Origin of the sequence: Pseudomonas lyxosi (genome assembly GCF_047758685.1) — a bacterium.
Classification (GTDB): domain Bacteria; phylum Pseudomonadota; class Gammaproteobacteria; order Pseudomonadales; family Pseudomonadaceae; genus Aquipseudomonas; species Aquipseudomonas lyxosi.
The window spans coordinates 4,768,222-4,788,743 of the sequence record NZ_CP180481.1 but is presented as its reverse complement, the minus strand read 5'-3'; the positions used below and the strand labels follow the sequence as shown (position 1 = coordinate 4,788,743).

Genomic DNA, 20,522 nt, shown 5'->3' with positions numbered 1-20,522 from the left:
CCGTTCAAGGATTTGCTTACGGATCACCTATCTGGCCCTCGTCCGACCAGTCAAAACCCTGGCTGCACCGAAGCGTTTATTTTAGCGAATTTCTCGGGATGGCTTGTGCGCCACGTAACAGGTCGACCTTCGAGCCCCGCGCTGTGTAGAATCTGCAGTGTCCAGCATGGAGTTGTTGGTGCGCAGATTTCAAGGTCTGCCTTCGCAGAAACAATCAACATCGGATGATTTGCATCAGCGACCTAAAAAAACCACTTTTTAGCGAGTTCTTTATCGACCATGCCTGTACCAAAACAAATGTGGCATTCTTCGATTGCATTGATTCCTGCGCCTAGGCAGAAATCGCAGTAACCTAAGGGGTCGTCAATGTCGCGAGGTTGGCCAGTTGCTTCGCATTCGCCGCATGGAATGTCAAAACACACCCCAAGGCCGCTGCAAATGGGGCATATGATATCGCTCATCACTACCTCTATCACTTATTCAGCTGTGAGCTTTAGTGATTGGCTGGATTTTCAGTAAATCGTCGGACATCGTTTAAAATCAGCTATTTGCTTGCAACTCAGCGCTGTCGTCCGATGAATTATTGAAATTAACGATGTCCTGAGAAGTAATCGTTCTATGGACTACATCCATGAGTCCCATTCGACATTTTAGCTTTTCGCGGCCTCACGTGAGCATGCCTGTCGTCGGAGCCTGCAACTCTCGGAGGAAATCTCGTGAAATTGCCCTAGATTCGCGTGATCGTGAACCGTATGCGAGTTCGTCTTTTCGTCACAGCTTGTTCGTTTTAAGGTATTTCTTGCGCGACAGGTCCACCTACAAGCACGTCGCTGTGTGAAATCTGCAGAATTCAGCGTCGAATTGGTGAACAGATTTTAAGGGCTGACATGCATGGTAAAGCCACACGCCGGCATGATTTACAGGCAGATGCTGCAGGTTTGGCGGTACACCTTGCGATTGAAGGCTGTGGAGCTTTTTTCCCACCAAATACCCTGGAAACTCGCCAGAATCTGAACCAGGCTAGAGGATATCTCAGTAAAATGCTAATCCGGTACCGTTGTTAACTACGGTGGTTAACAAGTATACGGAGTAATACTGAGCCTGCGTGTTAGCCCTTGATTTACTTGGCGTGCCAGGGATTTAAAAGCACCGTAATGCTGTTCGAACTCCGGGGTTTACCAGTCGAAATGTATACCCCTACTATCACTTGCGTGTCACTGTCAAAAGCGACCGTAATCATCGGATTTGATAGGCGTTTATTCTCCTTGTCTACCAATGAAACGTCGAGCTCAAACGTGCAAATTTCAACGGGTTTCTCCATTTTTTTGGCACCCTGATAGATTGGGTTGGAGCTCTTCAAAGCGTCATGCCTGACGAGCGATTTATGCTATTGAGGATAGTCTATGCACCTCCAGCCGCCTGATTTACCTTAACAGGCTCTATATGGAGAACGTCAGCCAACTCAACTAAACCTCTATTTAGTTGATTTAACTTTAAGCCCCATAATTCAGAACTCATTCAGCGCTTACCTATTGCGACTTCAGTCTCGGATATCGGTTTTTAATTTTTTTTATTTCACTGTCTACATACACTGTTTCGATCAGTGCACAGGTCCTCCATCACGACGCCTGACCTGAGTTTGAATATGAATGCAACACACCAACATAGCCTTTCGCTCTTCCCTGCCCGCTCGATTTTCTCTGCTCTTCGCGGGTTTCAGCCCCAACTTCTGAGTCTAAGCGGGCGCGCATGAAGGGGGCAATCGGCTTTCACGGTGATCATTTATCCATCGATGGTTGATCACCTCGAAGGCTCTGCAATTCAGCATCAATTTGTCTTAGAAAATCATTGATTCCAGGTGAGCACTCCTTTCGCATGTAGCACGCTGCCACCAAGGTGACTGGATGAACCCCTAGCACGGAGCACAGAGCTTCTAGCTTTTCCAGCGTCGGACTGGTCCCCCCTCGCTCAAGCAAACTGACATTGGTGCGGCTGCTCACTAACGAAAAATGCTCTTGCGTCAGGCCTTTCTGAAGGCGAGCCTGCCGTAGCGTCGCCCCAAATGCTTCTTTCAGTTCCATTTTGCTTTCTCACAAAAGGAACGATAAAGCGACATTGCGCAATATATGACTACAACATATATTGTTCATTCGAGATGCTGAGGTACCAGCGATGAGCAACAATCATGAAGGGCCGACGATCATTTCTAGCCTTTTCAATGCCGATTTTCTTGGGCGGCCGTTCATGCGGCAGACAGTCATGATCCCTTGGTTTTACCTCGAAGCACACGTACGCTACGGTAAGGAATTTGTAGGCGAAATGCTCATGGTGTCATCATTTGACGCGCTGAAAGACGTTCTCAAGGTCCAGCACGAGTCATTTCGGGTGCGCTCCATTCAGTACGTAACTCCGGGTTTTGTAAATGAAACCGGTCAATGGAAAATGGAGCCGCTCCTGGAAGCGAGTGAGGCTATCAATCAACAGGGTGAGCGGGTTCCGCTTTTCAAGGTTCCTGATCGAACCTACTCGCACTTGGGTGTGAACACCGAGGTGAACCTAAAAAACGTTAGGGTTCTGTTCCCCGCCGTCAAAAGAAAGCGCGACTGATATCGAGCATTTCTCCGTGATACGCTGGCGCAAGTGTTGCAGGTTCCCCTACCTAAGGAGTCAGTGATGACGATGCCGCATGAACGTACGCGATCGATAATTCAGACCCGAGACTTTCTGGTTGATCTATCCGGTGACCAAGCGTTGCCTGAATCCGTACGTAACGAGGCTCGCCGGCTCTTGCGTCATTACCCCACTTCAGATGAAGTTCTGCTGGCTGGAAAGGTGGAGGAACAAATGAAAAATGTGTTCACAGCCCGCTTCCTGAGCTCCACAATCGACTAAGCAGTTTTGTCTAACCTTGTAGCACTGCTTCGATAGCTCAACGTTTGAGATACGTTCAAGTGCTTCCTAATTTTCCGTTCAAAACTGGTGTGTGGTATGTCTGTTACCGCCAATATCGTCAAGCGCATCAAGTACACTCCCAAAGGACAGCCTTTCAGCATAGACCGTTTCGCTAGCGCAGGTTCGCGTGCGGCTGTGGCCAGAACCTTGTCCCGGCTCGCTGCGTCAGGTGAGTTGGCACGATTGAGTCGCGGTATTTACATGCGGCCAAAGCTCAGCTTTTTCGCCGGTAATGTGCGGCCAAGTACTGAGTCAATTCTCCGAATGATCGCTAGAAATAATCGCGAGATTATTCAGGTGCATGGTGCGGAGGCGCTCAGGTCTTTCGGGTTGAGTACCCAGATGCAGATCAGGCCTGTTTTTTACACGAGCGGTGCCAGTCGCGAGTTAAAGGTTGGTCGGGCAATCGTACGCTTGTTCCACGTTTCCCCTGAAAAATTGCAACATGCCGGAACGAAGGTCGGTTTAGCTCTCTGCGCCCTCTTCTACTTAGGCAAAGCAGGAGTGAATGACGCCGTCATCGCCAGTATCAAAGCTAAGCTAGACCCATCTGAATTCAAGCAACTCGTCGACAGTGAGATTCCCGCTTGGATGCAGGTCTCGTTCTGTAAATTAACTTAAAGGTCATCACTGGATGCATCCACCTAGCCTCAGGTGACCGGCAACGGAATGGGTACCACCGCCAAGACAGCGACGAATTCATCGAGGGACAAAGCAATTCTTAGCAGACTCTGAGTATAAATGGGTGATCGCAACTATCGCGCAAACCGTGGTGATTGGCACCTAGGGCATGGTAAGGAAGCACAGTTGGGGTCGAGCATTTGCAATTTTCCGCCACCAAACAGTTCACCACACAGAAATGCTCAGGGCGGAATGTTTGCTTCATTTGACGGATTTACCTAGTTTTCGATGGAGCTGAGATGAACTCCCCAACGACTGCTCAACGTCAGGCAAGCAAGAAAGAAAACCTCCGTGACGCAGCGATCACTGCATTTTGGGATTTCAGCGCCAATCGCGATTTACTGATGGAATCGGAGCGACTTCTCCAGATCAAGGCAGGCTTATCCGCTCATCTTTACCAAGCGGTTCGCATAACCTTTGACCTTCAGGACCGTAGCTTGGAGGCGCTGCTCAATTCGCCAATATCCACGCTCGAACGACGTCGGCGTGGGCAAAAACCTCTCGACCATACCGTCTCAGAACGAATAGATCGAATAGCCATTGTCTGCCGTTTAGCTGAAGAGATCTTCGAGAGCAGAGATATGGCCACATGCTGGATGTCGAAACCAAATAAAGCCCTCGGCGGAGATAAGCCCATTATGCACTGCGGGACCGAAATCGGAAGTCAGCAGGTTCGTCGTGTGCTTCAAACTTTGAAATGGGGGGGCGTTGCCTGATGAAGGCCAGCGAAAGTGCAATTTCATCATAGGGGCGCGTGTATGCGCTTTGTAGACCCAAATGGGAGCCTCAATAGGATATCCCCGTAAGGTAATCACAGGAGAGCGAGTGTGCGCAAAATGGATGACATCAACCTGATTACACTGCTCGATCAGGTAGTGGTCGAGGTGATGCTTGCTGGTGAACTCTTAGTCTCCGAGTGGGAAAGACCTGGAGGCGCTCGTGGTTATGACGACAAAGCAGCGGTAGACGTCGAGATTGAGCAACAGCTTCGCAAATCTCTACTCCAGTTGGTTGACTGTGATTTTTGGGGTGAGGAAACCGGGCATGCTTTAACTAACCATCCATGGTGTTGGGTAATCGATCCAAATGACGGTACTGCTGATTTCCTGAAAGGTGTCAAAGGCTCATCAATTTCTGTTGGCTTACTACGACACTCGATCCCAGTACTAGGTGTGGTTTACGCGCCTATAACTGATGACCGCGGTAAAGATTGCATTGCGTGGACAGAGGGACTACCACACCTGCTTCGCAACGGTTGCCCCATTGAAGTGGATCTGAGTCAACAAAATTTAACGCCTGACCGGCTTGTTATGGTCAGCGCTGCCGCGGTGGGTAGACCTGGAGAAAATAGCGAGCTGTGCTTCCCTGGTAAATTCCATGCCATGCCGAGCATCGCCTATCGGCTTGCCCGTGTAGCTGCTGGTGATGGGGTCTGCGGTGTTTCGCTTTATCCCGTATCGGCTCATGATGTGGCCGCCGGGCACGCTCTACTTAGAGCGAGTAAAGGCGAGTTGTTCGACCAAGACAGCAACATCATCACTTATAGCACCGACATGACTAAGGTCTCACTCAGATGCTTTGGAGGCGCTCAAGATGCATGTGTTGATCTGCTAAATCGAGATTGGTCACGGCTTTTACCTCCTAAGTTGACCCCATGATGTTTGAACAACAAACAGAAGAGCAGGCAAACAATGCGTTCAGTAACCGAATGTAATATCCGATAACGCGCAGACCCGGATATTGCAGTTTACGAATCAGCGGTCTTACGGCTCATACCCAGGAGATCCGACACGAGGACCCGCTCGCCATCCAGTGCAATAGTACTTTCATCCTTGCTCACTATGTCCCCTGCCCCCGCGTTCATTTGCGATGGAGCGAGTTTTAGTGAAAACGTTATGAGCGGGTGCGACAGTCAGAACCGTAACGAAAATTATGACTTTGAGGTCTTCTGATTAACTAAGCGCTGGCAGTTTCTACTAGCAACGCAGGTTGTAAAACGACGTCTGTTCTTTTACACAGGCCGGGTCAAAAGCGATCAGTATTGAATGCCCCCTTTTTGCAAAAAAAACGAGCCCGCTTGTTGACGGTACCTAAAAACTGGAGGTTCAGATCTATTTCCCGTAACCCTGCCCAATCAATGAGATGCATCGCATTCTTCTAACTGCCCCTACGCGACGTCTTGGTTGGCCAGCCAATCTACAGAGCTAAATCCCGTAGTCTCCGAATTGCCTGAGCGCCCCTAGTCAGCTTACCACGAGCTAATTCGATGCCTCGACCAGCATGCCTCATCAGGTGCTGCCTTCTACAGTTTGAGCGGGTGTTGTGTAGTGGTCTAATGAAACCGGACACCCATTTAGGCGAGAATACTCGCCAGATCGAGGTGTCAGATGACCAAACAACGCCGCTCCTTTACTGCTGAATTCAAACGCGAGGCTGCTGACCTCGTGCTCAAGCAAAACTACAGCTACATCGAAGCCAGCCGCTCACTCGGCATTGGTGAGTCAGCGCTGCGCCGCTGGGTTGACCAGGTTCAGAAAGAGCGCCAAGGCGTCACTCCGCAGAGCAAGGCGCTGACCCCAGAGCAGCAGAAAATTCAGGAACTGGAAGCCCGGATCGCTCGGCTTGAGCGAGAAAAATCCATACTAAAAAAGGCTACCGCGCTCTTGATGTCGGAAGATCACGAGCGTTTGCGCTGATTGATCAGTTGAGTGCCCATGAGCCGGTTGATTGGCTGTGTAAGGTGTTTGAAGTCACCCGCTCGTGCTACTACGCCCAGCGCCTGCGGCGCCGCACTCCCGATGTTGAACGGCTTCGGTTGCGTAGCCGGGTCAGTGAGCTGTTCTCGCAAAGTCGCAGCGCTGCGGGCAGTCGCAGCATCCTGTCACTGATGCGTGAAGATGGTGAGCAACTCGGTCGATTCAAAGTGCGCAGTTTGATGCGTGAGCTTGATTTAGTCAGTAAACAACCCGGCTCACATGCCTATAAACGAGCGACAGTAGAAAGACTTGATATCCCGAATACCTTGAACCGTGAGTTTGATGTGCCAGCCCCCAATCAGGTCTGGTGCGGTGACATCACCTATATTTGGGCACAAGGAAAGTGGCATTACTTGGCTGTCGTTCTGGATCTCTGCACGCGCCGGATAGTGGGCTGGGCACTGTCGGAAAAACCGGACGCCGAACTCGTGATCCGAGCCCTGGATATGGCCTACGAGCAGCGTGGCAGGCCTTCGGATCTGCTGTTCCACTCGGATCAAGGGTCCCAATATGCAAGCCGGTTGTTTCGCCAGCGGTTGTGGCGATACCGCATACGCCAGAGCATGAGTCGCCGGGGAAATTGCTGGGACAATGCACCGATGGAGCGAGTGTTCCGGAGTTTGAAAACTGAATGGATACCGACCTTAGGCTACAGAACTGCGCAGGAAGCACAGCGCGACATCAGCCATTTTTTGATGCATCGGTACAACCGGATTCGGCCTCACCAATTCAACGGTGGGCTGGCGCCAGCTCGGGCCGAGGAAAAACTTAACGTCGTGTCCGGGATTAGACCACTACAGGATGATAAAACTCACGCTCGTCCGGCGATAAGCAAGAGAAAAACAAGTTACAGAGTGTAGATAGGCTTACCACAGCGCCCGGTACTCTACTTGCTCGTGTCTCCAACGAATTCAGCCGCTCCTACGGCCTAGCCCCGCCACCACGGCCAACCAGCTAGCCTGTCAGTCAGTCAGTCAGTCAGTCAGTCAGTCAGACAGCTAGCCAGCCAGCCAAAAAGATCGCCAAATGGCGTGATATCATATTGCCCCTCAGGAACCCGCTTTCCCACCGCATTAGGTAAACCGCCATGGACGAGGCTGTAGAAAACCATCTGGAAGTATTCCAAAGCTGGCAAGACCATCTTTTCAATTTCAACTTGGCTGTTCCGTCGACCGGAACGCCAGGGATGCGCAAACCTCAAGTGGCCGCATTGTATGCAACCCTTGGGCATCTCGTGGTTGACCCCTCCTCCACAGCAACCGTCGTGATGCCGACCGGTACCGGTAAGACGGACACAATGCTTGCCCTGATCATCGCGGGGCGCCTGGCTAGAACCCTCATTTTGGTACCGTCGGATGCGCTTAGAACTCAGCTTGCCAATAAGTGTATGGATCTGAAGAAACTACGAGAGATTGGCGCGGTATCAACGGTCGCGCTAAATCCTGTCGTCAGGACCATCGGCTCTGGGATGTCAACGGAAGAAGTCCTACTGCTTGCCGATGCAAACATCATTGTTGCCACCCCCCAAGCTCTGCAGCGGTTTAATGAGGGCGCGATCCAAGCGTTAGCCGGAATGTGCAGCCACTTGGTCATCGACGAGGCTCACCACGTCGCCGCGCTTACTTGGAATAGGGTCAAGACCGCGTTCAAGGGCAAGCCGTGCGTCCAATTTACAGCGACTCCGTTCCGTGAGGACACCCAGGTTTTGGAGGGGAGAATTATCTACAATTACCCGCTCAAGGATGCTCAGAACGACGGCTATTTCAAAGCCATCGAGTTCCACCCTGTCAGGGAATACAACCTGGATCTTGCCGACCAAGCTATTGCGGACAAAGCTGTAGAGCTATTGAGGGCCGACATCAAGGCAGGCTACGACCACCTTATGATGGTGCGGACGAAATCGCAAAAGCGTGCAGAAGCGCTGTATAAAATCTACAAGCAGTACGGTGACCTGTCGCCCATCCTGATACACAGCAAGGTACCGAACCAAGCCAAAGTCCTCAGCGAGATCGTCCAGAAGAAATACCGAATCATCGTGTGCGTGGACATGTTGGGCGAAGGCTTCGATCTGCCTGAGCTTAAAATTGCCGCGATCCATGACCAGCATCGAAGCCCTGCTGTCACGCTTCAGTTTATTGGTAGGTTGACCAGGGTTGATGATTCACTGGGTGACGCCAAATTCGTCGCCAATATCGCCAACCAAAAGACCGACCACCAAATGGCTGCGCTCTATAAAGAGAGTGCTGACTGGGGATCCATCATTCGGGATGTCAGCCACGAGAAGGTCAATCGAGAGATTGAAAAAGAGGCTTTTACCGACCAATTTTCTGATGACGATGACGCAGAAGAAATCTTTGGACTTAATCCTAATCCGAAGATCAGCGCAGTTGCTTATCATGTCAACCTCGAACAGTGGACGCCGGAACGGGCGCGCAACATCACTCACCGAAGGGAGAAACTCCAATACTTCTCGGTGAGTGAAGAATCGGACACCATCATTTTGGTGACCCGCCGAGAGACGACAGTTGGGTGGGCGCTGACAGAGGAAATCGTCGACACCAACTGGATTTTGTACCTGGCGTACTACAACACTGCAGATAAGACCCTATTCATCCACTCCTCGGGCGATGACTCGCAAGCGACGCGCTTTCTGAACCTCATTGCCAAAGATGCACGGCGCATTAGTGGCGAACCTACGTTCCGCACGCTTCACGATATCAAGCTCATGAAGCTGCAGAATGTGGGCCTGTCCCGGGCTCGAAAGGATCTCAGGTTCACCATGCATGTGGGTCGTGATATCAATTCTGTTATCGATGAGATCGAAAAGGGCAACGCCAAAAAGTCGAACATCTTTGCCACCGGTTTTGAGCTGGGGAAGCGGACGACGGTCGGATGCTCGCACAAGGGCAAGATCTGGGAGATGAATTCGTCGCCGATCAATTATTGGATTGAGTGGTGTAAACACATCTCGAAAAAGCTCAACGACGACACGATCAATTCCGGTGACGTGCTGAATAACGTGATGCGTGCGGAAAAAATTGAGGGGAGCTGGCCCGGCGGATTATTTTTCGCCGACTGGCCAGAGTCAATCGCGATTGAGAACGAGCAGAAAATTGCACTGTATTTCGAAGGAGAGGTATTCAACCTTCTTGATGTGCAACTGGGTAAACCCACGCGCGAAGACGAGTTGACCCTGAGCATTCCCGTGTACACCTCCGAGGTCGACGGTAGTGAGCGGCTGATTACTTCAATCGCGATCAAGCTACTGAAAGATACGTACAAGACCTCCTGCCCAGGGATGAAAATCATTTTCTCTGAAGAAAAGCGGCTAGAAGATTATCTGGATGACAACGCGCTCGTGCTGCTGGGTGTGGACGGCTCGATGGTCGAAGGGAACTACCGTTACTATTCGCCCAACAGTCTGGACGTCAAGCTACCCGTAGCGCTGCTTCAAGCGTGGGACTGGGGCACGACGAAGATACACCAAGAGTCGATGGGTGCTGAAAAGAACCGGGACACTGTGCAAGGTTTCACCTACGGCAAAATCGCAGATGATTACGCTATCGTCTTCAACGACGACGGCAAGGGTGAAATCGCAGATCTCGTGGCGATTCGCGAAAATAAAGGTGTCATTTACATCGACCTCTACCACTGTAAGTACTGCTCTCAGACCAAGGGAGTAGCAGCACCCGGTGCCCGAGTGGATGATGTTTATGAGGTGTGCGGCCAGGCATCGAGATCTGTGAAGTGGCTGTATACAGGTGAGAAGTTTTTCGACCGGTTGATGGATCGCTATCAGAAATCGCTCAGTGGAAATTTCGATCGAATCCTCAAGGGCACCCCCCAGCAGCTTGAGATACTGCGCAACAAGTGCCACGACCACGAGCTGGTATTCAAGTTTGTAATTGTCCAGCCAGCCATCTCGGCGAAAAAGATTTCCGAAGCGCAGCTTGCAGTGCTTGGAACGAGTTACTCCTACATCAAAAGCATCTCGGGTTCGGACGTCAAAGTCATCGTCAGCCCGTAAGATTGGGCCAATCAACGTGCGATGTCGTGAGACTCAAGGACAGTGATGTCACGGCTCGATCGGCATTCCCCGCGGTGCAGCCAGGACGATGATAACCTCGTCCTAAGACGGCCATCTTCGTCGGTTAGGCCGAAGCAAGACATTCGTCGATCAACTCGATGATCTCTCCAGGCTCCATCGATATCAAAGTCAGATGGTTTACGTTCACTTCCGAAGGAAAGTTGGCCTTTTTCTAGGTGGAAGAGGTCGCTACCTAATCGGATCGTCTCTGTCGATCGAAGGAGCAGGAGAACTCTCAATTTCATGAGGTCTTCGACACTCAAGGAAAACGGCAGCCATTTTCCATAATGGGTATACAGATTGAGAGATGGAATTTGTTTTGCACTCATCTTGGCTCACCTTAAAACTGCCCTGATAGCACCTAATGCCCTACCGGGGTCACGAACGGCTGAAATTCAAACGGGGGTTAGGAATAGGATACGGGTCATTGAAAAATTGACGTAGCAGCTTGTGAGTATCGTCGTAGCACACGACTTAATTCAAGAATACCTGGCTCGGTTAACCACCTGATTCCCAGAAATCATCACGCTTTTCCAGACTAGACCGGCATCACGGATGCGTGATTCACGGCAGCTCGAAGCCCAGCTGGGCCAGCACTGGTCGGTCTTCAGCTTTTAACTTTTTGACCGCCCAGATCAACATATGCTGCGGCCTTGAACTCGCAACGTAGGCAAACCGCGTCGCCTCCGATTCACGATCGCGTAGCCAGTCTTGCCAATGTGAGTGGTATTTTCCGGATTTCAGGGAGGAAACGACGACCGTCACATCGTGAGTTTCGCCCTTTACTTGGTGAATAGTCTCATAGCGTAATGTATCTGGCTGGCCGTCCTGAATCTCCTGACTCACAAGCCGCACTGACACTGGCTTGTTGCCCTGCCCTTTTCGGGCCACGAGGTTCAGACCTCTAAGACCCTCCAGGTCTTCTCGTATCTCAGCGGGAATGAATGCCTGATCTGGGAGCTGACGGAGTGCGAGCTTCGCGGCCCGTACCCAGGCCGACCAGCTCTGATCCGGGTTGCCCGCGCCATTGGAGACCATGAATTTGAGACTCTCATGGATGAACTTGCGCCACGCCAATTTTGACTCCATCGCAACGGGGCAATAGGGCCCTGCCTTGGTGACTTGAAGCTCCAGTTTCCCTGCCAGCCATTTGGCAAATGTCCTAAGACGTTCTTTGATGTCCTTCAAGTTACCTGAGCCAGCGCCGATGCATGCGACCGCCAGCAGCTCAACGCCTTCGAAGGTCGCTCCGTTGCGTAAACGTTGAAGAGTTGTATGGCCTCGCGCAACCAGCACTACCTTTGTGTACCCCTGGGTAATCGCTCGAATCGCGGGTAGCAGTTCAGAGGGACAATGCTCATATTCGAGGATCTTCGGTTGCACGGAAGCAATTTCTGGATTGCCCGTGACCCGCCCGGCTCCGAGGATATTGCTACAGAGGTCAACGATGGCCTGCCCGCTTCGCCAGTTCGCGCTCAGTTCGTATGGCTGGACTTTAAGCTTCTCCATCAGCACGTTGACGTTAGCCGGGTTTGACTTGCGAAAACCATAAATCGACTGGTTCAGATCGCCTACAAAGTGGAACGTCACTCCAAATTCGCTGAGCTTTTCCACGATCCGCAGCTGCTCAGCGGAGAGATCCTGGCATTCGTCCACAATGACTAAAGGGAATCTGCGCGCAACGCGTGAAAAGTAAGCCTTAAATTTCTGCTCCCTGAGCGCCATCAACGCAAGCATGTCGATGTCACCGAAGGTGCCAAAGCCTCCTCGCCAGAGTCTTCTCTTGGTGCCAACAAGGTCTTCAAGGGTATCTTTATTGATTGCTGCGGCGTTCAACTGGTTGTCGAGACCGCGCTCACCTGTTGAAAATACAAACCTAGCCGTTTCCACGTCATAGTTGTATTTGCAGGCGGATATCCAACGGTCGCAAATGCTGTTTCGGGTGCGATATATGTCGGCGGTCTTTTCCAGGATTCGGATACGGAAGTCACCATCCTTGCCTGGATAGCCGGTAAGTTCACTGGCTATGTTCGCTACCAACCGTGTGAGCACGAAGCTGTCGAAGGTGGAAATGCAATGCGGTAGGCCGATGGGCTCACCCAGGTATTTGTGCACCCTACCCCTGAGCTCTTCCGTCGCACTGTTGGAAAACGTTAATACCGCGATACCCGAAGGGACGCGAGACCATTCCCGGACGGTTTTAGACACCATGGCGGCAACCACCTCGGTCTTACCGCTACCCGGGCAGGCCTTAAGGTAAACATGTCGGTCTAGCGGTGCTGCGATGTAATCCAGCTGCTCTCGCGTGAATCTCTTGTTACCGGCAACCACCGGTTCCTGTCCTTCGGCGATCGCTGCCATTACGGTACCCTTTCCTCCAGGCCGCAGGCCCAGAGGATGGCCAGGTGAATGTACTCCGGCACCACGAAATCGCCTTCAAGCTTCTCCAGCGCATCCGCGAAACCTTGCGCGTACATCCCTTTGCCGATCTCATCGGAGTCGAGACGATCTAACAAGGCGCCGGCAAGCACTGCCTTATCGGCAGAGCTCATGGCTTTAAAATCCAACTTTGCGTTTTTCTCAAGCCCCCTGACCACCAGGCCGTCGGGCACTGGCCAGAGCCTGGCCGCAACGGTCAGCATTGGTTTCAGGTTTTCGCCCTCCAATGCGATGTCGTACTCGAATGTTTTATAAGTGCCAGCGAACAGACGAGCAAATTGCGATTGGTTGATGGTGTCCATCAGTGCCAATGCCGGGTTGTTGCCGGCACGGTGGTCATCGGCGTGGGGGCGGAACGGTACGGCAACCACCTTGCCCTCTGCATCCACAATTGTCTCGATGGATTTTGGTGGGTCATTGTCGGTCAGGCCCGCGCACCTTACAGGCACATTTTCGCCAGGCTGCTCGCCATTCACATCACAGAACAACTGCATGAAGTGTTTGAAGTAGATTCCGCCCAGGTTGATGACCGATACGCCGTAATCGTCTAGGCAGTCCTTTCCCTTGCCATACGGACGCAGGACAATCCGAGCAAGCTCCGGCACAACGATCGCTTCAGCGATGCCTTCGACCAGGATTGCTCCTTTGGAAAACAACAGATTTGACTTGGTGACATCCAGCCAACGATCCACAAAGCGCCGACTTTGCTCGGGAAGCCCTGCGTTCCTGAGCGGCACTGCTGTTGGCTTACCCTCATTGGAAAGGTGAATGATGTGATCTATGGACACTGCAGCGGAGATCACCGTCGAGTGAGTCGTGATGATTACCTGTATACCCCGCTCCTCAGCGACCGTTTTCAAATGCCGCAGCAGGCGTAGCTGAAGCTGTGGGTGAAGGTGTGCCTCCGGCTCCTCGATCAGCAACAAGCGTAGATAAGTCTCCTCGCCTCGATCCTCATCAGCTTCAAGAATGAGCTCTGCCAGGATTGAAGCGATGTACAGGAGGTTGTTGTACCCGAGGCTATTTTCCTCCAGCGACCGAAATTGGGTAGCGTCGGCTTTTGTGAGATCGGGAAAATACAGAAGCCGTAGTCCCTCTACAATGCGCGAGAAACTGACCTCGGAAAACTGGATCATGGTGCCCTGAGACAGATTTAGGCCCAGTGCTGCTTTCAGGTTGTCGCCAATCCGTTGGTTGGCCAGTTTGATGGCAAACTCATCGCTTTCGGAAAGCTCGCGGTTGAAGTCACCCACGTGTTGCTCCAGCGGGTGCGGCTTACCTGCTTTTCTAGCGGCTTCGAGATCCTTGCGGCACAAAGCTTTCAACAAGCGTGCAAGTCGAGACTGGCGTCCTTCCCGCAGCTTCGTTTCGGCGTCGCGTAGCGGTGGTAGATAAACGCAATGAATGTAGTCGAGCGTCTCGGTTTCAAATGCCTTGGTGTACTCGTGGCCACCGTACGTGTGGTGCTTAAACCGGCCACGCGACTCCTGGTTGAGCGCCGTGAAGGTCAGTTTCGCTTCATCGTGATTTCCGCACCAATCGTCAAAGGCAATGACATCTTTTTCGTCCAGGCCTGAGAACGTAGCCTGAATCCGGATTTGCTCGGATGCAACAGCACCAGCCTCAAACCCCCTGTAGAAATCACGCTCACTGATGATCCGCTTACCGGACTCCGAGTCGTTGAAGAGCTGACGTATCGCGCTGACTATCCCTGTTTTGCCGGCCCCGTTTTCGCCCACCAAGACATTTAGGCCGTCGTGAAACTCTATGGTAAACAGTTCGCCAAAACACTTGAAACCATTGATGTCCAATGCACGCAGATACATGAGAGTCCTTTCTTCGTGATTTTTCTCAGCGTCGAGCGCAAGCTCATCAGTCGTGGCTGAAGGTGATGGCTCGGATTAGTGTAGTTTTCAAACCCGTGTATTGGTTACGCTGCCTACCAATGTGTGCGACGGTGCTGCAGTTAGCACCCATGAGTGACGTGATGGCAAGCTTGCCTGCGCTACCTCGCGTGGGAAATCCCGCCGCTCAACTGGAGCCGTCAGATGTGAAATCTGCTTAACCGGTGCTGAAGCACTGCCCAAGACAAGCATCTCAGCAAGACGCTCATGGGCGTATTTCAGAGCCAGTCGACCTTCTAGAGAGCTACTGTGAACGGTGTTTGTGGCGGACATTTAAATCTCTCCTATGGGGGGGGTAACTGGTTTCGGCTCAGTGATTCAGTGGGTCGAGCACGGTTTTGTGCAATGGGCTGAGACCCGGTCAATCAGGTAGCACTAGCTTCACTAATGTTCTGCAGCAATCGAGCGACCTCAGTAGAAGACTCGGCCAGTTGCCCTTTGGCCTCGGCAACCTGCGCATTGGCCACCTCCAACTCCCTTTCAAGCCGCTTGCCTTCCTCCCGCAATAGAACAACCTGCTCCTGCAGCATTTCCTTGGCTCCTTCCGCCTTGGCAACGGTCGTTTTCAATCCATTGATTTCTCCAGCCAACCGCTGCATCGCGTCTTCCTGGCCGGCGTTCGTTTTTGCCTGATGACGAGATTCGCCCAGCAGCCGCTCGTTATCGCGGTTCAACCGAGTGAGTTCGTCCTGCTTAATGATCATCGTCTGCTGAAGTTGGCGCAGCTCTACCTGAACCTGCTGCAGTTGCCCCTCGTGCCGGCGCTGCTCCTGCTCACGCTGCTCCTTGATCGAGTTTCGGTAGTGCTCCAGTGCATCTCTTGCATGGACATGCTTTTCCTCCAGCGAGCGGATGTACTCATCCTTCTCCTGTACGCGCAGCTCCAGATCACTGCAGTTCTGGCTCAGGCGAGCATTGTGCGTCAGTTCGGTTTGCAGACTGCTGCGGCTGGTCTGTAACTCAGCAGACTCGGTCTCCAAGGCAACGTGCTGAATATCAAACTCTCGTTGCAAGGTGGCCAGCGCTAACTGGCTGACTTCGAGCTTTGCCTCCAGTGTGGCCTTGTCGTGGTTGAATTGGGCCTGTGCCTGCTCGACGTAGTCGCCGCCCTCCTCCATCACCCGCTCCAACAGCCGTCCCACCAACGCGGTGAGCTCGTTACTCAGCTGCTCGCGCGACGATTCAGGGCGAGGCTCATGCACCTCCAGCTCTCTGAGATATCGGTGAATCGTGGTTTTTGATCCCGTATTTCCCAGTTCAACCCGCACCGCGTCGATGCTCGGGTTCTCCCCACGGGCCAGCAGCGCCTCACGGGCTTTCTGCACAATTGCCTTGTTTACACCGCCACGGGCCATTTTTGCTCCTACGATTTCGTACTGTTTTACATACCACGTATCTACATACTATTTTAAGAGAAAATGAAGGCCTATAAAAGACATTTTCTCTGATAAAATAATCGAGCGTTATCGCATCATAGAGCTGATTTTGGCTTTTTCCGTCGCCGGAAAAGGTATGTTTCACGCAGAAGGGTCGAGATGAACAAGGCTGATCGTTACCTGCAGGCCGGCACCCGGGAAAACACCCGGCGAAGCTACCGTGCCGCGGTGGAGCACTTTGAAGTGACATGGGGTGGGTTTCTGCCGGCGACCGGAGATGGCATCGTGCGCTACCTCGCCGAGTACGCGGACAAGCACGCTATCAACACCCTGAAGCAGCGCCTGGCCGCATTGGCTCAGTGGCACATCACGCAGGGATTTCCAGATCCGACGAAAACACCCACCGTTAAGCAGATGATCAAGGGCATTCGGACATTGCACCCGGCCCAGGAGAAACAGGCCGCCCCTCTCCTTCTACTTCACCTGGAACAAGCAGTGGGCTGGCTTGAGCGCGAAGCGGCCCTGGCGGCTGAGCGTGGTGACTATAGAAACGTGATGAAGCATCGACGTGACATCGCCTTGGTGTTGATCGGATTCTGGCGCGGCTTTCGGGGTGATGAGCTCGCACGTCTCCAAGTCGAACACACCCAAGCAGATGCTGGCGCTGGCATCACCTTTTATCTGCCGCACACGAAAGGTGACCGACAGCATCTGGGCGCCACGTTCCACACCCCTGCTCTCAAGAAGCTTTGCCCTGTGCAGGCTTACATCAACTGGATCACCGTGGCCGGTATTGCGCATGGGCCTGTATTTAGGAAAGTCGACCGCTGGGGTAACCTTGCTGAGGAGGGCATTAACACCAACAGTCTGATACCCATGCTTCGTCGCATCTTCAAGCAAGCAGGTGTCTCGGCAGAACTCTATAGCTCTCACTCCATGCGCCGTGGATTCGCGACTTGGGCTTCAGCGAACGGTTGGGACATCAAGTCACTAATGACCTATGTGGGGTGGAAAGATGTGAAGTCAGCACTGCGTTATGTCGATGCTGGAGGTTCATTTGCAGGGCTGGCCGCTCGCCCCCCCAATGGCGCAAGTAGATGCACCATAAGCTACAGAATTTGAAGGCAGGATAGAAAGGAAGAAATAACGCTATGGCATGGTTTACTGATGAACGTTCGGATCGGGAGAAACCAGAGATAAAGCCTTTATCAAGGCGGTCAACAACCTCAAGACCCTCGCCGTCACTGCAGGCGGTGGCATGTCCATTGACCCTATGGAGATTCAGGACAAGGTCATAGCGGCACGGTTAGAGCTTCGGCATTTCGTCACACTGAAAAGGGGCAAATAATTTCTCTGCAAGATGAAGTAGGTTTTTGTGATTGGCACCCATGGTCGAACCGTAGCGACCTGTCGGATAAACACCTCCCTGGCGTTTTTTTTATAGTTCGAAGTAAGCACAAACCTGACAACTATCGTGTAAATAATGACTTCATCATCTACATCGGTGAGACGACTGGCCAGACTCTCGCTAAGCGGCTTCGGCAGTTCAATACCTCGGCCTTCAGTGAGCGACCTGGCCACTCCGGTGGTAACACTTTTCGGATGACGTTGCTGGAAACGACACCGCTTGAGCAGCTTTGGGTTTCCGGTGTTGTAACCGCGCGATGCATGCGAAGCAGCAAGCTTTACGGCAACGCGGCAAGACCGACGAAATAGTGCGAAGCTAAAAAAGCGTGTTTCGTCCCCCGCTGCCGATACCGCGGCCGAGCAGACTACAGACTGAATAGAGTTCGCCTTTATCCACGCTCGGGTCGTCCCACATGCTTAATCTTGGCATGGGGAGGCCGGAGGGCCAGAGAGGACGAGTGATACCGGTCACGCCATGGGATGTCGCGATGAAACATCAGTTATCGCTATATCCCATCTATGCTGGGCCCGATTTAATCCGATCGATGCCGACCGCAGGATCGTCGAATCCCGTGAGGCAGGCAAAGCACTTATTTCACCTGAATTGGAGAGATGTGATGAGAGGGTACTGGATCATTCTGGGCACGGAAGTTACTGACCTGGACGCACAGGAGGAGTATGCGCGGCTGTGGCGGCCAATCGCCGAAAAATACGGTGCGAAACTCAAGAAGCTCGACGCTAAAGCGTTGAAAGAGGCTGGAGAGAGCAGTCGGGCCTTAGCTGTGGAGTTTGAGTCCTACACGCAAGCTAAAGCTTGCTATGACGACCCGGCGTATACCGAGGCCAAAGCATTTGCGCTGCGAGCCTCAAAACGCCAGTTGATCATCATCGAGGGTGACCTCGCTTAACTATTGCTAGCGGCGCGGCGGCACTCACTTTTCAGACCCAAAGGTCTCCATGAGTCTTGAAATGTAGTGCGGCTGCTCTTGGCCGAACCAACCTCAGGACTTCGCGTCAACCTCACGGATTGGCTTTAGCACTTCGATCCGTCGACCAACTCAACGCTTGCAGAATCACCGAGGCCGACGTTCATCACTTTCAGGTCATCCGGAGGGAGATCGATGATGACGTCACCACTGACACCCTGGATCCTGGCAGACCAAGGTTGTTCGCATTGACTCACTCATCGGACGCTAGCTCCATACTGGGCTTAGGTGCTCAACCGAAGGCCTGGCTGTCCGGCGAAAAAGGGATTGCGTGGCCAAAGATACTTGAACATCGGTCTGCGCCAGTCGCTCACATAAACGGACGATGCCGGGAGTCTTTAGGCAAGTCGCGTCTCTCACTGTCCTAAATGCGCGATCGCCAACATGACAGCACTCAGTGTGCCCAGTGCAAGTACCGTCGAGGCCGCAATGCTGGCGGTGACTTCTCGCTCAGCGACTTTGTAACGCGTGGCGTAGAGATAGACGTTTGCGCCTATTGGCAAGGCAGCGGTAAGGATCATTACCTTGAAACCCACGCCTTTTAATCCAACCAGCATGCCAAGAGCGAACATGACCAAGGGATGAATGCAGTTTTTGGTCAGTGCTAGTAAGAGACCTATTCTGATGTGTCCAAGATCTCTGTTGATCGCGAGCGTCGCCCCTACTAGCATCAAGGCGATGGGGGCGAACGCGCTGCCAATCAGCAGTAGCGTTTTATCCAGCACAGGGGGCAGCGCCAATCCTGTAGTCGAGTAGAGCAGCCCGAGCAGTATGGGCAGAGGCACTGGGTGAAGTAGCGTCGCTTTCGTCGCCTTTAGAAGCGTCACACCTAACCTGACAAACCGCGAACTTCCTCCAGGAGAAGCCGAATTGGCGTTGGCCTCTCGAGCGTCCGCGAACTCTACGATACTGGTGACCATCGTCAGAATGATGAGAGTATGCACCGACATCAGCGCGAAAAGTGTGACAAGGCCTTCTTGGCCGTACGCCATGCTCACCAATGGCACCCCTATCATCAGAGTGTTTGAAAACGTCGTAGACAAGGCGAGGACAGCGGCTCGCTTGTTGAATCCATGCTTCATCATGACGATGGCAAAAACCACCCATATGGCGCAGAAGTAGACCGCTATGGGCGTGAAATCAATTTCTGAGAGATGTACGGTGGCCATGTTCCGGAACAGCAACGCCGGGGCTAACACCAAGAAAGCAACGTTCGAGATGTCCCTCATGCCCTCTGCCCGGAGCCATCCGAGTCGGACGATCAGAAAGCCCAACACGATCAGTGTGACCACAGGGGTCAGTGCCTGAAAAACAGAGCCCATCATTAGCATTACCTCAGGTTAAGGGCTTCTTTTAGTCAGCGGCGATTCGGTGCGACTCCATCGCTTGTCCCGCTACGGGTGTTTTTTGCCTGCTGTATCGTGCCAGGGGAAGATTCAGTGAGGTAGAGCCTCGTTGCTGTTTCGCAGGCGAATGCAAGGTTCGTTGAGCAGGCTATTTTGAGCTTTGATTCGCGTGTGCGGTTCGCCTATAGCGTTAAACCCCAGACTGATCCTAAGCCGGTGTGAGCGACCCATAACCCTACCTTCGCACAATCGCCGTTCCGACACATATTCAACTCTGAAAGCGATTGAATTACCAAGTACCCAGCCATCATGTTGCGCGTAGTAGAAGGCATCTGTGGGGGTTCAGAACTGACGACCAGTTGATTCAGAAACGAGGAAGGAACTTATGTCTCTTAGCGGCTATTGGAAAGGCCCCGCCCACCGGAAACGCGCGATGATTTAAACGCACAGCTTACGGATCTCCAAACGCAATATGCGCAGCTCAGAGCGCTCACTTCAAAGATCGGCGCTTTGGAAGTGTGGGAGGTTCAGAGCCTGATCGAGCAAGAGAAATACAAGCTTTCTGCCGTCCGCGAAGAAACTCAGCAC

15 protein-coding genes are annotated in these 20,522 nt (G+C 52.5%); 9 read left to right on the top strand and 6 right to left on the bottom strand.

All coding sequences use genetic code 11. The annotated features are described in order from the left end of the window. Window positions 1-242: 242 nt before the first annotated feature. Window positions 243-461 (bottom strand): hypothetical protein, encoded by a 219-nt coding sequence (locus ACMXYI_RS22025; RefSeq protein WP_415769057.1) that lies wholly within the window; start codon window positions 459-461, stop codon window positions 243-245. A gap of 1,317 nt (window positions 462-1,778) precedes the next feature. Beyond that, complete coding sequence (locus tag ACMXYI_RS22020) at window positions 1,779-2,081, bottom strand: helix-turn-helix domain-containing protein (RefSeq protein WP_415769056.1); 303 nt, start codon at window positions 2,079-2,081, stop codon at window positions 1,779-1,781. A gap of 91 nt (window positions 2,082-2,172) precedes the next feature. Between ACMXYI_RS22020 and ACMXYI_RS22015 the strand changes: the two genes are divergently transcribed. The 7 genes from ACMXYI_RS22015 to ACMXYI_RS21985 all read left to right on the top strand — a co-directional run bounded on the left by ACMXYI_RS22015 (window position 2,173) and on the right by ACMXYI_RS21985 (window position 10,416). Further along, window positions 2,173-2,607 (top strand): hypothetical protein, encoded by a 435-nt coding sequence (locus tag ACMXYI_RS22015; protein ID WP_415769055.1) that lies wholly within the window; start codon window positions 2,173-2,175, stop codon window positions 2,605-2,607. A 66-nt stretch (window positions 2,608-2,673) separates the two neighbouring features. Further along, entirely contained in the window at window positions 2,674-2,892 is a 219-nt protein-coding gene (locus ACMXYI_RS22010) for a BPSL0761 family protein (RefSeq protein ID WP_415769054.1), read from the top strand. Window positions 2,893-2,988: 96 nt separating this feature from the next. Further along, a complete protein-coding gene (locus ACMXYI_RS22005) occupies window positions 2,989-3,573 on the top strand; it encodes a DUF6088 family protein (protein WP_415769053.1) in 585 nt (194 codons plus the stop codon). Between the two features lie 299 nt (window positions 3,574-3,872). Beyond that, on the top strand, window positions 3,873-4,349 hold the full coding sequence (locus tag ACMXYI_RS22000; protein WP_415769052.1) for an antitoxin Xre/MbcA/ParS toxin-binding domain-containing protein: 477 nt from the start codon (window positions 3,873-3,875) through the stop codon (window positions 4,347-4,349). A 120-nt stretch (window positions 4,350-4,469) separates the two neighbouring features. Then, on the top strand, window positions 4,470-5,291 hold the full coding sequence (locus ACMXYI_RS21995) for an inositol monophosphatase family protein (protein WP_415773950.1): 822 nt from the start codon (window positions 4,470-4,472) through the stop codon (window positions 5,289-5,291). A gap of 729 nt (window positions 5,292-6,020) precedes the next feature. Further along, a protein-coding gene (locus ACMXYI_RS21990) for an IS3 family transposase (RefSeq protein ID WP_415769051.1) occupies window positions 6,021-7,249 on the top strand; the annotation gives its coding sequence in 2 pieces (ribosomal slippage) (window positions 6,021-6,276 and window positions 6,276-7,249; 1,230 coding nt in all). A 227-nt stretch (window positions 7,250-7,476) separates the two neighbouring features. Continuing rightward, window positions 7,477-10,416, top strand: a complete 2,940-nt coding sequence (locus ACMXYI_RS21985; protein ID WP_415769050.1) for a DEAD/DEAH box helicase — start codon at window positions 7,477-7,479, stop codon at window positions 10,414-10,416. 624 nt (window positions 10,417-11,040) lie between these two features. On the opposite strand, the gene ACMXYI_RS21980 is transcribed toward ACMXYI_RS21985, so the two are convergent. The 3 genes from ACMXYI_RS21980 to ACMXYI_RS21970 all read right to left on the bottom strand — a co-directional run bounded on the left by ACMXYI_RS21980 (window position 11,041) and on the right by ACMXYI_RS21970 (window position 16,174). Beyond that, the gene (locus tag ACMXYI_RS21980) at window positions 11,041-12,837 is read right to left on the bottom strand and encodes a UvrD-helicase domain-containing protein (protein ID WP_415769049.1); all 1,797 of its coding nucleotides are present in this window, start codon (window positions 12,835-12,837) and stop codon (window positions 11,041-11,043) included. After that, on the bottom strand, window positions 12,837-14,741 hold the full coding sequence (locus tag ACMXYI_RS21975) for an ATP-dependent nuclease (protein WP_415769048.1): 1,905 nt from the start codon (window positions 14,739-14,741) through the stop codon (window positions 12,837-12,839). Before ACMXYI_RS21975 ends, ACMXYI_RS21980 begins: the two co-directional genes overlap by 1 nt. A 443-nt stretch (window positions 14,742-15,184) precedes the next feature. Next, window positions 15,185-16,174: a DNA-binding protein gene (locus ACMXYI_RS21970; protein ID WP_415769047.1), complete on the bottom strand. Its 990-nt coding sequence runs from the start codon at window positions 16,172-16,174 to the stop codon at window positions 15,185-15,187. A gap of 180 nt (window positions 16,175-16,354) precedes the next feature. Between ACMXYI_RS21970 and ACMXYI_RS21965 the strand changes: the two genes are divergently transcribed. Further along, entirely contained in the window at window positions 16,355-17,317 is a 963-nt protein-coding gene (locus ACMXYI_RS21965; protein WP_415769046.1) for a site-specific integrase, read from the top strand. Window positions 17,318-18,219: 902 nt separating this feature from the next. After that, on the top strand, window positions 18,220-18,510 hold the full coding sequence (locus ACMXYI_RS21960; protein WP_415769045.1) for a DUF1330 domain-containing protein: 291 nt from the start codon (window positions 18,220-18,222) through the stop codon (window positions 18,508-18,510). Between the two features lie 434 nt (window positions 18,511-18,944). Here ACMXYI_RS21960 and ACMXYI_RS21955 read toward each other — a convergent pair whose 3' ends face one another. Further along, the gene (locus ACMXYI_RS21955) at window positions 18,945-19,913 is read right to left on the bottom strand and encodes an AEC family transporter (protein ID WP_415769044.1); all 969 of its coding nucleotides are present in this window, start codon (window positions 19,911-19,913) and stop codon (window positions 18,945-18,947) included. Window positions 19,914-20,522: the final 609 nt, after the last annotated feature.